Source organism: Alteromonas sp. 4NH20-0056 (assembly GCF_057539655.1).
On the sequence record NZ_BAAJLS010000006.1, the window covers coordinates 68,534 to 85,404 of the forward strand.

At 45.7% G+C, this 16,871-nt stretch carries 13 protein-coding genes; 2 read left to right on the forward strand and 11 right to left on the reverse strand.

Annotated features, from left to right (window positions below; genetic code table 11):
- The first annotated feature begins 88 nt into the window (after positions 1-88).
- On the forward strand, positions 89-1,669 hold the full coding sequence (locus AC27EZ_RS12370) for a response regulator (RefSeq protein WP_487135607.1): 1,581 nt from the start codon (positions 89-91) through the stop codon (positions 1,667-1,669).
- A 45-nt stretch (positions 1,670-1,714) separates the two neighbouring features.
- On the opposite strand, the gene AC27EZ_RS12375 is transcribed toward AC27EZ_RS12370, so the two are convergent.
- From AC27EZ_RS12375 to AC27EZ_RS12415, 9 genes are all read right to left on the reverse strand, one after another.
- Positions 1,715-4,144 (reverse strand): TonB-dependent siderophore receptor, encoded by a 2,430-nt coding sequence (locus tag AC27EZ_RS12375; RefSeq protein ID WP_487135608.1) that lies wholly within the window; start codon positions 4,142-4,144, stop codon positions 1,715-1,717.
- Positions 4,145-4,378: 234 nt separating this feature from the next.
- On the reverse strand, positions 4,379-5,776 hold the full coding sequence (locus AC27EZ_RS12380; RefSeq protein WP_487135609.1) for a uracil-xanthine permease family protein: 1,398 nt from the start codon (positions 5,774-5,776) through the stop codon (positions 4,379-4,381).
- A gap of 302 nt (positions 5,777-6,078) precedes the next feature.
- The gene (locus tag AC27EZ_RS12385) at positions 6,079-6,444 is read right to left on the reverse strand and encodes a cupin domain-containing protein (RefSeq protein WP_487135610.1); all 366 of its coding nucleotides are present in this window, start codon (positions 6,442-6,444) and stop codon (positions 6,079-6,081) included.
- A gap of 53 nt (positions 6,445-6,497) precedes the next feature.
- Entirely contained in the window at positions 6,498-7,733 is a 1,236-nt protein-coding gene (locus AC27EZ_RS12390) for an allantoate amidohydrolase (RefSeq protein ID WP_487135611.1), read from the reverse strand.
- A complete protein-coding gene (locus AC27EZ_RS12395; RefSeq protein ID WP_487135612.1) occupies positions 7,726-8,961 on the reverse strand; it encodes a pyridoxal-phosphate-dependent aminotransferase family protein in 1,236 nt (411 codons plus the stop codon). Before AC27EZ_RS12395 ends, AC27EZ_RS12390 begins: the two co-directional genes overlap by 8 nt.
- Before the next feature lie 11 nt (positions 8,962-8,972).
- Entirely contained in the window at positions 8,973-9,791 is an 819-nt protein-coding gene (locus AC27EZ_RS12400) for a sulfite exporter TauE/SafE family protein (RefSeq protein ID WP_487135613.1), read from the reverse strand.
- A 13-nt stretch (positions 9,792-9,804) separates the two neighbouring features.
- Positions 9,805-11,400, reverse strand: a complete 1,596-nt coding sequence (locus AC27EZ_RS12405; protein ID WP_487135614.1) for a gamma-glutamyltransferase family protein — start codon at positions 11,398-11,400, stop codon at positions 9,805-9,807.
- A 16-nt stretch (positions 11,401-11,416) separates the two neighbouring features.
- Positions 11,417-12,640 (reverse strand): amidase, encoded by a 1,224-nt coding sequence (locus AC27EZ_RS12410; RefSeq protein ID WP_487135615.1) that lies wholly within the window; start codon positions 12,638-12,640, stop codon positions 11,417-11,419.
- Between the two features lie 153 nt (positions 12,641-12,793).
- Positions 12,794-13,627, reverse strand: a complete 834-nt coding sequence (locus AC27EZ_RS12415) for a MurR/RpiR family transcriptional regulator (protein WP_487135616.1) — start codon at positions 13,625-13,627, stop codon at positions 12,794-12,796.
- 213 nt (positions 13,628-13,840) lie between these two features.
- On the opposite strand from AC27EZ_RS12415, the gene AC27EZ_RS12420 reads away from it, so the two are divergent.
- Positions 13,841-14,986 (forward strand): mechanosensitive ion channel family protein, encoded by a 1,146-nt coding sequence (locus AC27EZ_RS12420; RefSeq protein ID WP_487135617.1) that lies wholly within the window; start codon positions 13,841-13,843, stop codon positions 14,984-14,986.
- Positions 14,987-15,009: 23 nt separating this feature from the next.
- Here AC27EZ_RS12420 and AC27EZ_RS12425 read toward each other — a convergent pair whose 3' ends face one another.
- Positions 15,010-16,131: a DUF3080 family protein gene (locus AC27EZ_RS12425; protein ID WP_487135618.1), complete on the reverse strand. Its 1,122-nt coding sequence runs from the start codon at positions 16,129-16,131 to the stop codon at positions 15,010-15,012.
- Positions 16,118-16,867 carry a pteridine reductase gene (locus tag AC27EZ_RS12430; RefSeq protein WP_487135619.1) on the reverse strand — a complete coding sequence of 250 codons (750 nt, stop codon included), beginning with the start codon at positions 16,865-16,867 and terminating at the stop codon, positions 16,118-16,120. Before AC27EZ_RS12430 ends, AC27EZ_RS12425 begins: the two co-directional genes overlap by 14 nt.
- Positions 16,868-16,871: the final 4 nt, after the last annotated feature.

Here is a 16,871-nt window from a genome sequence, read left to right on the forward strand (position 1 = left end):
TTTATTATTCAAATGGTTAATGTTTGTTTTGTTTCTATTCCGTTATGCTTTAACTGTTCGATAATTATTTTTGCCAGTGGTACCCATCATGAATCACGCGTCGTCTAACACTACAGCAGTGCTCTTTGAGAAACTTCAATCTGTTGCCAATATTGGAACATGGGAGGTTGATTTAGAGACCAACACGCTTGTGTGGTCATCTCAGACACGTAAAATTCACGAGGTGCCCGATGATTTTCTCCCCACGCTTGACAATGCAATCAGCTTTTATAAAGAAGGTGAAGACAGGGAACGGATAACTGAAATAGTAAATCATGCGATTACCACCGGGGAACCTTGGTCGTCAGTACTTACGCTTGTGACGGCGAAAGGAAAAGAGATTTTTATAGAAACACACGGCATGATAGATGCTGTGGACGGTGAAAGTGTTCGGTTGTTTGGCACGGTGCAAAACGTTGATAAATCGGTTAGGTTACGAATGGAGCTTGATTCTCGAAGACGTGAGGCTGAAAGAATGCTCCACGAACGTGATTTACTGCTCAATAGAATAAGTCACGAACTTAGAACGCCACTTAACGGCGTTAGCGGTATGCTGCAAACGTTAAAGTTTGAAGAACGGACACTCGTTAGAGAACAAAAAACAGACCATGCCATCAATAGTACCAACCGCCTTGTTAGAATGGTAAATGATGTGTTGGATTTCACTGAAATATCCAATGGAAAGTTTTCCTTAGAAATGAACGATTTTTGTATTCGAGCGTGTTTGGAAGATATCGTGAATGAATATGAACGCCAATGCATTGAAAAACAACTTCGTCTCTATACCGCGTTTTCATTTGCAGGAAAAACTACCATTTACGGTGATGCCACGCGTATTTGTCAAATTATTACCAATTTATTAAGTAACGCAATAAAGTTTAGTAACGAAGGACATATTGCCTTGCACGTTGCGCTAAAAGAACGAGCTGAAGGCCTCAATCTATTAGTATCTATTGAAGATACTGGGGTGGGCATGTCGGATGAAACGCAAGCGACATTGTTTACACCTTTTGTTAGTGTTGATAATGCGCATTCCGAGATGAGTATGGATACAGGCTTGGGCCTTCCGATCGTTAATAAACTTGTCGAGAAAATGGATGGCGAGATTGATTTCCGTTCTGTGGTAGGACAAGGAACCTGTTTTGATATTATCATTCCCGTTCATGCAAGTTCAGTAGTACCTGAAGACGCCAGAGCAAAAACTGCATCGCATAGCGCCATTGATCCTCAGTCACTCTCTATACTGGTCGTGGATGATAACGATATCAATCGATTGGTTATTGGGTCAATGCTTGAAGATTTGGGCTGCACGGCGGCAGAGGCCGAAAACGGCGAAGAAGCGTTAATGATGGCCAGAGCGACAAAATTTGATCTGATTTTCATGGACATTGCCATGCCGGTGCTTGATGGAATCGCAGCATCAAGAATTATCTGCGGGGAAGGGGGGCTTGGCGGTATCGGCGAAATTATAGCTGTCACGGCGAATACTTCAGAAAGCGATAAAAAGGCGTGTTATGACGCAGGAATGAGTGATTTTATTTCAAAACCGGTATCAAAAAACGCGATTAAACAGCAGGTTGATAAGATGTTGTCTAAAAAATATGCGTCATTACAACAACAAAGAAGATAATAAAAAAGGCGCATTTACGCGCCTTTTTCGGTTAAACCTTCACGCTCAGAATCGATAAGCGAACTTCGCATTCCAGTGGCGAGGGAGTTCAGGCAGAATGATTTGGCTGCCGAATAAGTCAGGGAAGTTAGAACGGAAATAACGCTCATCCGTTAAGTTCTTCACAGTTACATTTACTGACCAGTCTTCGGTTTGATATGAAATTCCTGCGTTTACCAACGTGTATGAAGGCAATATTACAGAGGCAGAAAATCCAGATGCCACTTCATCAACGTCAACAACACTCACATTTGCAGCATAACCATTTTGGAAGTCATAGGTGGCGGTAAGTGTGTAGATGTTCTCTGGAATACCGGCTTTGCGACCGTCTGTATTAGCAAAACCTTCGCCAATAAGGTTTAAACCAATTACGTTTCCACCAAATACTAGGGATGGGTCGGAAAGATTCACTAAATCTTCAGCGCCTAGGAAGCCAAACTGGTTACCGTTCTCTTTAGCGGTAAGGTTAATCACTTCAATATTGGTATAGCCTGCAGACATCACGAGATTTTCGTTTACAACCCAGCGCAGTTCAAATTCTGTGCCTTTGTTATTCGTGGTGTTATTCGTTACAGTATTTTGTGTATTGAAGTCGGTACGCTCTTGTTCAAACGCTGATAACGCGAAATATAGCGTGTCATCAAGAAGTGAGCCCTTGATACCATATTCAGTGAGTTTTGAGGTATCAAACGCGCCGCTACCACCGGGTTGATTTAATTGCCCTACGCCTATTTCCGCGCCTTGCCCTGCTACTAATGTAGCTTGCTCTGCTGAGGTAAAGTAAGGGATTAGACCAAATTCAAATTCATAAGAGATACTCGCATTCCACGACCAGCCATCAACCGTTTCTTCGGCATACTCAGGCGTTTCGTCCCCTGCTGCAAATAAGAGCAAATCGGTACGTGATGTACTTTCTATATCGATAGTGTCATAACGAGCACCTAACACGAGATTTAAACCCCATTCCCAGGTAAGGTCGGTCATTGCTGCAATGCCAAGGTCGAGGTAGTTACCTACATCGTAGTTATCATAGTTCTTGCCAGAGCGTGTCGACAATAAACGCTTGTCTAATGCGGATGACGGCATGGTTAGATCACGACGGTTGAAATACTCAAACGTAAAGTCGTCGCCGTGCTCAAAGTCGGTGTAACGTATAGAGGGAGAGAACTGAAACTGTGCAAGCAAACTGTCATTTTCGTATTCAGTAGCAAAAATAAGCTTGTCTTCTATCACCCAGCTATCATGAAACTGTGAAAAGCCGTAAGCATTTTCATTGATGTTGTCATATGCATCGTAGAAAAACTGATTGCGTATTTCCCAGTTGTCTGAGAAATAGATAGTGTCGAAATAGAGCGTAATCGCTTCGTTTGCCAACTGATCGTCTGGTGCAACGAGCACTTGATTACCCTTTAGCGTGGTTGAGCCTACGTTTTGAAGCTTCATTAAATCGGTGGCTTCGTCGTCGGTAAAAGAGGAGGCAGGAACGTAAAAGAAGCTGTTACCCGCAATATTTACTGCGCCGTATTCTTCATGACTAATTTGGCCATCACCGTCGGTATCAAGTGGTAATGCCGTCCCGGTAATATACGTGCCAGTATCTACTAAGTCTTGCGTAAGACGGTTCCATCCAGCAACTTGGTTGCCGTCAAAGTCATGATACATACCGCCAAACTCTAAGCGTAAATTGTCGGTAATATCTACGTTGAATGAAGCTTGAAGTACGGTTTGATCAGTTGCAGTATTGTCGTAATAGCTACCAGAGTTTTCCAATTCACCATAGAGATAATATCCCATCTCTTTTCCACCGACAGACGCAGGGCCCCCTACCTCAGCAGTAAGGATACTTTTTTCCCATGAACCAGTGGTGTACGACATCGCGCCTTCAGGCTTGTCTAAATACTGACCCGATGAAGCACGGGCAGATTTGGGGTTGAAGTTTAGGTACCCCCCAATTTTGGATGGACCATAAATGGGCGAGGCTGGGCCTCGTACAATATCGATTCGGCTAGATGCACCGATAGGCGTAGGGTAATTACCGGGGTTATCGAGTCGCTTAACGCCTCGAAAGTAAGTTTCCCCTGGCGTCCCGCGAACATCTAATGAGCCTGCTACACCAAAAAATGATTGTGTGAACGTACCTGGAGCAAATGCAACCAGCTCATCAATGTCAGATACATTAAAGCGTTCCATCTGCTCTTGAGAGATGGTAGACGCCGAACGAGGGGTTTCAAGAATAGATTTACCGAAACCAAATACCGATTCAACGTCTTGCCCGGGTAGACTACCTAACGACCCTTTGACCTCAATTTTTTCAACATCTGCTTCATTCGGAAGAGTGCTGTCTTCTTGCGCTACGGCAGTAGCCGAAATCGACATCACGGCGCTTAATGCTAAAGCGCGACTTAGCGGCGATAATTTGAACGTTGTGTGTTTCATGGTTTCCTCAATTTCATTGTGGCCTTTGGTGCAGGCTTTTTATTATTGATATACGCGTTTTTTAACAATGAAAAAGCAGGAAGAATGCCAATTTATTAACCAGTTGGTCTATTTTTTGTTTTTTATTAAGATATTGAATTTGTTGAATAAAATGTTTGTTTTATTCTTCTTCTCATGCTCTTAAAATGTAAATGATTTGTATCTAATGGAAGGCTTGCACCATCACGGTGAGTGTCACCGGCGATTTGCACCAATTAAAATGTTGCTATCGATAGTATGCTCTTCATTGTTTTTCATCTCACTCGTGTTATGTCGGCCAGGAAGGGCACTGTCGAGAATGACCGCAACTAACCCTGCTGAGGTCACAGGCGATAACAAGATGTTTTCAAGCCAGTTTGGCAGTTGAGCAAGCGATTGCGGAACCATCATTACACCAATTGCCATACCCAGTGAGCACGCAGTGACTAGGCTACTTCGACGGTCTAGCGCATAGGTGGCAAGCAGTTTTAGCCCGCCTACGGCAACCATAGCAAACATCACTAATGTCGCGCCGCCTAAAACTGGCTTGGGAATAGCTTGTAATAGTCCACCGATAAAGGGAAAGCATCCAATAATCATGAAGAGTGCTGCAACAAATAGCCCTACTTTTCTGCTTGCGACACCAGTAAGTTGAATAACGCCATTGTTTTGGCCGAACGTGGTATTCGGGAATGTGTTGAATGCGCCGGCAATTAACGAGTTAACCCCGTCACCTAATATGCCACCTTTTATGCGAGACAAGTAAAGCGGGCCGTTTACCGGCTCTTTGCAAAACAGACTGTTTGCCGTGAGGTCACCAGCGGTCTCAATCGCACTAAATAAATAGATAAGGGCAATAGGTAGAAACAGCGTTATATCGAAATCAAGTCCAAACGCGAAGGGGTGAGGGATAGCTATAACGGGAAGGTTAGTCATATTGGTTAACGCTATACCAGAATTAAACGCTACATAGAGTGTCCCCACTATCATGCCAATAAATATTGCACTTAACCTTAACCATGCATTTTCACATGCATTTAAGAAAACAATGATGAGTAGTACGCTTACGCCCACGCCTAAATTTTCGATGCTGCCAAAATTTTCGGCACCAAAGCCACCAGCCAGGTCGGTCATCCCCACGTTTATAAGCGACAAACCGATGGCCGAAATAACGATCCCTGTTGTGAGAGGGGTGATCACTCGCTTTAGGTGTACGACAAAAAAACTAAAAATAATTTCTACCAATGCTCCTGCCATCGTTAACCCAAATAACAAGGCCAATACGTCTTCGCTGCTTCCGCCATCGCTTTTTACTTTATGACCGGCTAAAAGTAGTGCACTAATAAATGCGAAACTCGTTCCCTGTATAGCAACAAGGCCACTGCCAACAGGTCCAATGCGTTTAGTTTGAATTGCGGTACCCACGCCGCTGACAAAAAGCGCCATGCTAACAAGATACGGGGTGTGTTCGGCCAAACCGAGTGTAGATGTAATGATTAGTGTTGGCGTAATGACACCAACAAAACTGGCGAGCATATGCTGAAAAGCAGCGGTTAGGCTGGCCGCTGTCGACGGTTTGTCGTTTAGTGAATAAATTAGATCAGTACCGACCATGCAATATCCTTATCAGGTGGAAGCGTCAACGCGATGGATGAAAACCTGATAATGTAAGCAATAAATTGACCATGTAGTCTGGCGTTTATTCTTACTGTAACATGTTGTTTTATAATTTTAATTTTTTGTTTGTACGAAGGAGTTTGCGGTTTTCTCTGATGGGTGCACCAAGATAGCGCGAGAAAAGCCGGGAAGTGGTGCAGAGCACGTTCCCGGGATAGCGATATTCAAAAATGTAGCACCTATTGTAAGGCGAGTTTACACGTTGCGCTTAGCAGTGCCGCATGCCGATAACATCGACCTTAAAATTGTGTCCCGTCGTCTAGGGTGACGAAAATAGAGTGGCGTATCTCATTGTTCAACGCTTTTGAACAATGCCCTTCGCCCTCAGTGTCTTCTAAAAGCAAAACATCACCACTACCAAATGTGCGTTTTTCTCCGTTTGACACTGTAAATTCTGCGCTGCCTCTAAGAATAAAAAGTAGCTGACGAGCGGGCGCCGTATGCCACTTGAAGTCATAATCAGCAGGCGTTTCACGAAAAATGACTTTATCTGCACCAAACTTTTCTGATAAAAGGCCTATCGGACCGCCATCCTTTAGCGGAATGTCGACCTCCCCAAAATGACTCTTTCCATGGTTGTCGTTGTAAATTCTGGCAATCTTCATATCCTCTTACCCTGTACGTTTGTTGTGAAAATTTATCGATGTTGATGAATGGCTTAATCGTGCTTTAAATCTACGATGGTGTTAAATAGCACCGCTAAGCTGGCTTCAACGTCGCTTTGCATAATTGATTCACCGGGGTGGTGGCTGATACCGCCTTTACAGCGTGTGAATAACATTGCAACGGGGCAAATTTCAGCCATTGCCATTGCGTCATGACCAGCACCAGAAGCTAACACTCTGGCCGTTAAACCACTTTTGGTCGTACCTTGAATTAGCGCAGACGTTAGCGTTTCATCGCAATGCACAGCGGGGGCACTATGGGTTTGTTCGCTAGATAAGGTTACATTACGTTTGATTGTGATGGCATTGAACGCATGTAAAATCTCAGCTAATACGCTGTCTCTTAAGGCGTCATCTTCGCTTCGAATATCAAGAGAGAAATGGGTTCTTCCAGAAATAACATTCACACCGTTCGGTGCATTAGTGATTTTTCCCACCGTTGCCACCACACCCGGGCGCTGCTGGCTGATAGACTCTACAGCAAGAATCATTTCGGCAGTGGCGCACAATGCGTCATGGCGCATTGACATGGGGACGGTTCCGGCATGGCCTGCCATTCCTTCAACGGTAAGTATAAATCGTTTGGCACCAGCAATGGCGTTGACCACACCAACAGGTAGCCCTTCTTGCTCAAGCACAGGACCTTGTTCAATATGAAGTTCAATGTAGCCGAGTATGTCAGTGCTTGCGATACTTGCGCTTGCGACGTCTGAAAAGTTCAGGCCAAACGCTTCCATGGCGCTTTCTAACGAGATACCGTTCTCATCTTTAAGTTGACGCCATTGTTCTTCCCAGCGCCCAGTAAGTGCGCGGCTACCTAATAGTGTAGTGCCAAATCGGGTGCCTTCTTCGTCGCAAAAACCGACAATGTCGATGTGAAAAGGAAGTTTATGGTGTTTGCCCTCTAGCATAGTTACAAGCGAAATAGCGGCTACGACGCCTAGCATGCCATCGTACTTTCCGCCGTTCGGAACGGTATCTAGATGGCTGCCGAGGATTAAGCGCGGCGCATTAGGTACACTCGATGTTAATCGACCCCATATATTACCAACACTGTCTTGCCATGTTGTCATACCGGCTTCTATCATCCACCCAGAGGTCAGCTGATTGGCAAGTTTATGTTGTTCACTCAGGTAACGCCTATCTAAACACGTTGGTTGTTGACTTAGCGTACCAAGTGTTTCGCAGCGCGCCATAACCTGCGCCGCTGCATCAGCAAATTCATGCATTTGCCGCCCCCGAGTACACGGTAAGGGCTGCATCAACCCCGGCACCGAAAGGCGTGTTAACGCCTTGCATTCTAAGTGCGGTTTCTAAAGATTGAAGTGTGTGAAGTACGGCATCTTGTCGCGCATTGTATCCCATGGTGCCGATACGCCATATTTTGCCTTTAAGCGGTCCGAAGCTCGTACCAATTTCGATATTGAAACGAAGGAGTAGCGTTTCACGAATCGCTTCCCCGTCAATATTTTCTGGGATATGGACGCCTACCACGTTATACATTTTGTGGTTAAGATCGCCAAACGGCATTAGCCCCATCGCTTGAATACCTGCCAACATTGCATCGCCCGCCACTTTGTGACGTGCAATAACGCTTTGTTGGCCTTCTTCAAGATGCACTCGTGCACATTCCCGCGCGCAGTACAGCATGCTCGCAGCTTCCGTATGGTGATTTAAGCGTTCCTCCCCCCAATAATCCATAATCATCGGCAGGTCGAAGTAGTTAGAACGTATTTTCGGACCCCGAGCGTCTTTATGATGGGCATCACGAATGCCAGCTTCCACATGATGTCTTGTGCGTACCAGTGAAACAAACTTATCACTCAATGTGACAGGGGCACTGCCAGATGGACCACCAAGACATTTTTGTAAGCCAACGGATACCGCGTCAAGTTTCCATGCATCGACCTCAAGTGGGTTTCCCCCGATAGATGCGGTGGCATCGCAGTAAAAAAGGACATCGTGAGCCTCACAAATCTCACCAATATCGGCAAGAGGTTGAAGCATAGTGGTCGATGTATCGCCTTGCACTATTGCAAGCATTTTGGGTTTAACGCGTTTTATAGCGTCTTCTATTTGTTCGGGTTGGAACACTTCACCCCACGGCACTTCTATCGTGTGTACTTGTGCATCTGCTCGTTCTGCTATTTCAGCAAGAAGGTGTCCAAATCGACCAAAAATAGGTACCAATACTTTGTCGCCAGGTTCGATGGCAGACACCAATACGGCTTCAATGCCTGCACGCGAGGTACCATCGACCAACAGTGTTTGTTGATTTTTAGTGTTGAAAACATCGCGATAAAGAGCCATGACTTCGTTCATATAACCTGTCATTACGGGGTCATATTGTCCCACTAATTGCGTAGACATGGCAGACAGCACTCGCGGGTAGCAGTTGATCGGTCCTGGACCCATTAACAAGCGTGGTGGCGGTGTGAGGGGAGAAAAACCTTGCATGAAAAGCACTCCTAAAGCAGCGCCTGCGCTAACATGCGCAAGCCTGTAATGATAAGAACAACAGCGAATATCTTTTTGAGCAGCCCAGCATCTAATTTGCTCGCGATATTTGCACCCACAGGCGCAAACAACACCGTAAGCGGAACGATGCATGCAAAGCCTAATAGATTTACGTAGCCCACGGTTGCAAACGGCGCATCTGCCGGCGCGGTGCCGACAAACAATAAGGTCAGCGCGGCAGGAAGCGAAATGATTAAACCCACAGCGGCAGCGGTACCTACCGCTTTATGTGCTGGGTAATTGCAAAATGTAAGGGTCGGTACGGTAAGCGTGCCGCCGCCAATACCTACCATAGAACTAAATAACCCGATACATGACGCCATTACCGATTGGCCAGCAGGCGAGGGTAACTGGTTAAATATCGCTTCTTTCTTGCCCACAAGCATATTTATTGCAGATAGCGTAGCGATAACGCCAAATAGTAGGGTTAGGAAAGTCGCATTCACGATAGTCACCAGATAGCTGCCAACTAAAACGCCAACGAGTATAAAAGGCGCCCATGCTTTAAGAAGAACAATATCAACATTGCCCTTCGCGTTGTGCGCACGAATAGAACTGATAGATGTAGGAACAATCGTAGCCAACGAGGTTGCCGTCGCAATAACCATTGCGCTATCCGGTGACACGCCCAATGCTTGAAATAAGAAGAACAGCACGGGAACGATAACAATGCCGCCACCCACACCCAACATACCTGCAAGCAAGCCTGCGAAGATACCCGTGCCCATTAACGACAGGATTACCGTTAGATTATCTAATAAGAACTGCATAAATAAAGGGTCTCTATGAATTCGTGTGTTTGTTGTAATGACCTGTAAATACTTTACCGTCACTGCGAGGATCGCTAGCGCCTTCTACTGCACCTTTTGTATCGCGAATAATGGCTCCTGCATGGCCCATCAGTTCATTGCAAGGTGCTACTGTGACCATGTCATGACCTCGCGCCAGGAGGCTATCACCAACATATTCAACCAAATCCCGCTCAGCTTTGAGGTTATGGCTTTCATCGCCCCATGTACGACCAAGAAGCCATCGTCCTAAACCTATCGCTTTGGCAATAGGTTGGTTGTGATATACGTGGCGTGCGAACAGTGCTGCTTGCGTCTGAGGTTGACCTTCTCCGCCCATAGTACCGTAGCTCATGCGTCTGCCGTCGCTAAGTTCTGCAAAGGCTGGATTAAGGGTATGGAAAGGCTTCAACCCTGGTGCGAGATATTGATTATTCGATGGGTCTAACGAAAATGAAGTCCCCCGATTATTCCAAACAATTCCTGTTTGTGGGCTTACTATGCCTGAGCCAAATTCCCAGTATAACGATTGGATGTAACTTACCATACGGCCTTCGCTGTCGCAGCACCCCATCCAAATGGTATCGCCCGGCTTCGCCGCGTGGGGCCAAGGTTGGGCCGTATCAATATTGATGTGGGTGGCCATCTCTTCAAGAACGCTATCGGCTAATAAGCTCTGTAAGTCGACCGGCGTACGAGAGGGGTCGGTAACATTGGCATTGCGTGCGATGAACGCTTGCTTAGTGCATTCAATGAGCAGATGAACCATATCGGCATCAGTGCTGCCTAAATGCTGTACCTTGTCATAAAGCGCGAGAATAATTAATGATGCGACGCCTTGTGTTGGTGCGGGTAAGTTATACAAGGTCCCTTTACTGGTTGTAACGCTAAGAGGGTTAACGCGTTTGGCTTTGTACTGCTTAAAATCGTCAAGGCGAATAGGGGAGCCTGCCGCTTCTAAATCTTGCGCTAACTTCTCTGCAAGCTCGCCATGATAAAAGTCGCCTAGTCCTTTTTCTGCCAAATGAGTCAATGTCTTAGATAACGCCGTTAGCTTTAAAATCTTCCCTTTTTTTAGGGCATTGCCTTTAATCAAAAAGGGGGAAAAGTTCACATCATCAGCAAGATCATCATACGTCTTATGACTTGCGTCTGACAAACTTTGTGTTACTTCAATCCCCCAATTAGCTTGACTAATCGCAGTATCAAATAAAGTACTTAATGACAAACCTTCTTGCCACTCATGGCTAATCTCAAGCGCTTCCTGCCATCCCGCTACCGCGCCTGCCATGGTTAATGCAGCCTTACCGCCGCGACTTGGAATTACACTCTCACCAGCATAAAATTCAGGCGTAGCCCCTTGTGCTGATACACCCGACGCATCTATGCCAACAGGCGCCTTGCCAGGTTCGCTAATTAGCCAAAACCCGTCACCGCCCATGCCATTCATATGGGGATACTCCACGGCGATAGAGGCTGCCGCTGCAACCATTGCTTCAATCGCCGTACCGCCTTTCTCTAAAATGGATAAACCGACTTGAGATGCGGCGAAATGGGGAGCCGTAAAGGCAATATTATGTTTTTCACTCATTGTTCTATTCCAATTATTAAGCAGCGTTTTTTGCGTTAACGTTTTCAAGGAAAGCCTTGGCAAGGTTTATTAGCGCAATGTCACTGTCTTTTTTGCCTACCAGCGATAATCCGCACGGGGCGTTGTGTAAGGTAAAAAGGGGCAAATGAAGCTGAGGTAATCCGGTTAACCCTGCAATTGCAGTAAGGGATAACAAGGCATTCCTATCATTTGCCAATGTTTCATCGTCAGCATCGCATCGCGGTGCAATACCGGGCGTAGTGGGTATGACTAGTACATCGTATTTAGTAAAAAGCGTATTCAGATGCGCAACGATATGGGCTTGTTGCTCTTTTGCTTGGTTTATATCTGAGGCCGATAGCGTTTTACACCAATCAAAACGAACCTTAATGTCATCAGCAATGTCGGGGTTATGCGTCGAAATCCACGCTCCGTGCTGCTGCCAAATTTCTGCGCCTTGTAGCACGCGAAAGGTATTTGCAGTATTTAAGCGCGCTAGATTTAGCTCGTCTGCGTCAAGCGCCTTACAGTCGTATTTCTTCGTTAACGCTTCAATAAAATGGGTACACTTCGATTCATGCGCAACGTTTTCGAATAAATGTGTAGCAATACCAAAACGAGCACGCTCTACATCGATATGGACCGGTTCATTGCTGTGTGTTCGCGCCGATGATAAGCAGGTGTTCGATACCGCAAGCATGGTGTCGATATCACGCGTCATCCAGCCTATAGTATCGAACGACGGCGCAAGTGGCACCATGTTATCGCACGATATTGCGTTGTGAGTGGTGCGTAGCCCCCATAACCCTTGATAGCTTGATGGCACTCGTATTGATCCGCCTGTATCTGTGCCTAAACCAATATCTGCCTGTAACAGCGATACCGCGACGGCGGAGCCTGACGATGAACCGCCAGGAATTCGACCCAAAGCCGCTGGGTTGTCGAGGGGCGAGTAGTGTTTGTTTTGACCGTTCAAGCTGTAAGCGAGTTCATCGGTTATGGTTTTACCGACAAATACAGCCCCTTCTTCCAGTAACCTTGTTACGGTCGAGTTTGTTACTTCTGGGTAAGCATGCGTCAATAACCAAGTGGGGTTGCCCGCCGTGGTAGGTAACCCTTTCATATGAAATAAATCTTTTACCGCTAGCGACAAACCGTCCAGAGCCTTTGATTGGCTATCGACAAGTATCTCAGTGGCGCGTTGATTAGGCTGAGGTAAATAAACGAAGGGAGACGACACGTTAAGACTTACTAAAAATAAAAGATAACTCTATGAAACAATTGTTTCTACGTCAAGTCAAGTGAAACGTTTGTTCCATTGGTGTCGATATTATGATGTGTATCCCGATGAGATTACCTTTTCTTGTTACTTTATGGCTCGGTTGCGTTTTAACTACAATTTAGGATTGGCTAACTCGTCAAGTTGAACATACGTGTCGGTAATGGTGTTAACTCGTTTAGCGGCTGCATCGCCAAGTTTTTCATAGGTAAGGTTGCATAAAGTAGATATAAGGCTCATCGGCGCGGCGTAGCTATCGAACGGCAGTGTTTCACCAAGCTGACAGACGAGACAATGCTCAACATCGGATTTATAGGCTTGACCTGTTGGGTCAGTAATAAGAATAACCCGTGCGTGCTTAATGGCATCGAGAACAAACGAGAACTGCCGAGTTCGCCTTCTAAAGCCGAATAATATAACGATATCATCTTGGCTTAGGTCAACAATATCTTCTCCAATAGTTTGACCAGGTTGTGGTAGCAAAGATACCGACCGCCTTATTTGCATTAACTGCTGTCGAAAATGCAACGCTAACGGGTAAGCATTTCGGTAACCAATAATCGTTAGCTTACTTGCACGTGCTAAGAGGTCTGCAACCGTAGTGAGGGTGCGGGCATCAATGCCCTCTAGCGTGCCTGACACATTCGCTATTTCTTGTTGGAACTGTTCGGTAGTTTCAACGGCGCGCCCAAGCGGTACTCCCTGTTGGCGTACAAGTGATTGGGCGGCTTTTGCCTCTTGATGAGATGCAAAGCCTAACTGACGAAAGAGGCGACTAACGGTTGCTTTTGATGTCCCCGTACTCTCTGCAATCTGCGAGGTAGATTGAGACAATACGGCGATAGGGTTTTGCTGTAAATAATGAGCAATTTTTTTTCCTGAAGGCGAAAGCGACAAATAGGTTAACTCTATTTGTTTGATGATATCGTCAGGTGTGTGTTGAGCCATTACAGTACCATGTCGTTAACTACGCTTAATGTAGTATTACGTTCCGCTTTGTTGTTATGGTACATGAACAAATAAAAAACGCCTATGTAAACTGCGAGTTGGTAATAACAACCCCCATAGCTTTTTGTCGGCTATTAAGTAAAAAAGAATAAATTGATCCCTCTCTCGCGCTGACGCGTTTCGACTTACTGACACTATTTATCAAGGACGACTATGCTACTTACATTGCTTCACCGGTTTACACAAAGCCAAGCGTCGCAAAACGTTGACACTGCCGGCACAATAGCGATTACCAATTTAGACAGTGCCCAGTCTCTGTTGTCGGCGTTATGGGAGCAAGTAACATATCGCTTACCAGGCATCGGCCTTGGCATTGTATTGATGGTTGTGTTTATTTTATGCGCAGGACCATTGTCGCGCTTTCTCATCAAACCGCTGACGCGTACGACTTCCTCTGTGCTGTTGCGTTCTGTGTTAGAAAGAAGTATTAGCCTTTTTATTATCTTATTGGGCGTATACGTATTCCTTTATTTAGCGGGGTTAACAGGCTTTGCCATTGCAGTAGTAAGTGGCACCGGTGTGGTCGGATTGATCTTGGGCTTTGCGTTTCGCGACATCGCTGAAAACTTTATTTCAAGCCTGTTACTTACAATACAGCGACCGTTTAGCATAGGCGATATTGTTCAAGTAAATAGCTTCACTGGGATTATTCAAAAAGTCACAGCTCGGGCTACCACCCTGGTCGATTTTGATGGTAACCATATTCAAATCCCCAACGCGACGATTTATAAAGGGGTAATAAAAAACCTAACGGCTAACCCCCTAATGCGAGGCCATTTTATTATTGGTGTGGGGTACGACGCGTCGATAAGAGACGCGCAACGCATTGGGTTAGAGATTATAGAGCAGCACAAAAAGGTATTGTCCGACCCAGAGCCTCAAGTGCTTATCGATACGTTAGGAGCGTCATCTTACAATGTCAAAGTGTATTTTTGGATAAACGTAGAAGACACGAGTATCACTAAGATATCGTCGATGTTAATGCGAGATATGATAGCGGCATTTACTGCTGCGGGTATCAGTATGCCTGACGACGCAAGAGAGCGTATTTTCCCCCAAGGTATTCAATTAACTAATACTTCATTATCGAAATCGACGAAGGGTGAAACGTTGGAAGTAGATCATAAAAGCGCATCTAAAGACGGTGGCAGGTCCGGCAATGAAAGCGACGAAAAATGTGTTGATGATGTAATCGCACAAACGTCATCCCATGACGATGATGTAAGTAGCGACGCCCATGAAATCAGAGAGCAAGCTAGGCGTTCTCGCGACCCTGAGAGCGGCGATAACATACTGTAGCGTCAGCCTATTTTCTCTTGTATTCAAGAGGCGTGCGGTGCCGTTGGCGATAAATTGCAGCGAGCCAAAAAGCCTTGCCACAGCACAACATGTTTTGACATTGCCGCTTGATAGGCAGCGAAACGCGTTTCGGCATAAGCGCTAATGTACGTTTTGAAAGCGGGCTGCAAATCACTATTTTTTTGCCATTTTTGCCACAAGGGCAGTAGCTTGTAGTGATAGTTGTTCAGCGCACTGCCAATGGGCTGAATCTCGTTAATAAAAAACAGATAGAAGACGTTTCGCGCTATCTTAGCGGTATCACTTGCCCGTCCATCGGGGCAAGATATCCCGTCTAATGCAGGTTCAAGCGATTGGGTAAGCGCCGAAAGCGAACTGGTTAAGTAAGTTTGGGTATTCCACATCGTGGCCGGCAATCTCGATGATGCGATGATATGTAATTGTGTTTCAATTTCTTTACTCAAGCGGGTCGGTGGAGTGCCAGGTTCGTTGGATGACAATGCCGTTTCACTATCCGGCAGAGTTGAGGTTGAACCATTTCTTGCTAGGGTTCCTGACGACATGTTGAGTAAACTATCCAGATAATAAAGCGCAGTAATGCTAGCCTGTGCATCTTTGTTATTGTCAGCACTAAGTAATCTATCTGATACGGACAAACCAAGCTTCATTTCGTTGCTAGTTTGGATCATATTTGCCCAAACCGCGCCAAATTGCGCCTGTTTTTTTTCATGCCAGCCGCTTACCACTGTATATCGGTCGCTTGCTTGTGAACGCAGCTCGGACTTACAGTCGTTAAGTACGCGGTTGAGTGTAGATTCATATGCAAAACGTTGAGAGGGCAGCTGGCTTTTTCCGAGTGTGGTATTTCGCTGCGCAATTAACGTACTTAATTCGCATTCATCGATAGCATAAAACTCTCTCAAATTGAGGTTTATTGGCTCAATAACTTGATGTAAGCGCGCTCTATCTGGGAATGGAAGGCTCTCGGTTGGAGCGGAAACCGTTAGCGTAGTATCTAACACGCGTGACAACCTTACTGTATATGCGTCAACAGCTTCTTTGAGTTTATCTTCGCCAAAACAGCCTGTAAGCAATGAAAGCGTTAGAACAGCGAGGGCAAGGTAAAACGATTTACGCTGGTGCATTAGTGTGTAAGCTCCTGCCTCCATCGACATATAGCGTTTGACCCGTGATATAGCGTGCTTTGTTCAAAAAGCATACAGCTTGCGCGATATCGTCGGCCGTCCCCATCGAGCCTAACGGAATGCTACTTAATAATAGTTGCTTTTCGCTATCCGTTAGTGGGCGTTCGGGCCACAATATTGCGCCCGGAGCAACACCATTAACACGCACATTTGGCGCAAGCTCTGTAGCAAGCGAACGTGTTAGTGAAGCCAGCGCTGTCTTGGCCAAGCTGTAAACACTATGATTCATTAACGGCCGGTCAATGTGCATATCAATCATGTTAATAATGTTACCCGATGTCGCCTGTAACGCCGGTGCCAGCGCCTGAGATAAAAATAACGGCCCTTTTACATTGCTTCCAACCAATGACGTCCAATCATCTTGGGTTATGGTGCCAAGGGGAGTAGGGTAGAAGCTTGACGCATTATTCACCAATAGCGAAAGTGCTCCCCACTGTGTTAACGCCTTTTCTGCCAGTTGGTTTACTTGACTGATATCGCATAGGTTTGCTTGTAACGCTACCGCGCTGTCATGCCTTTGTGAGTTTAATTTCTCAACCAGGTTGTCGGCGTCTTTTTTAGCGCTACCGTAATGAATAATAATGTTAAAGCCTTCGTCATGAAGGTGTTCAGCAATCGTTGCGCCAATGCGTTTTGCTGCACCGGTAATTAGTGCTACCTGAGGCGAGTCAGCCATATTT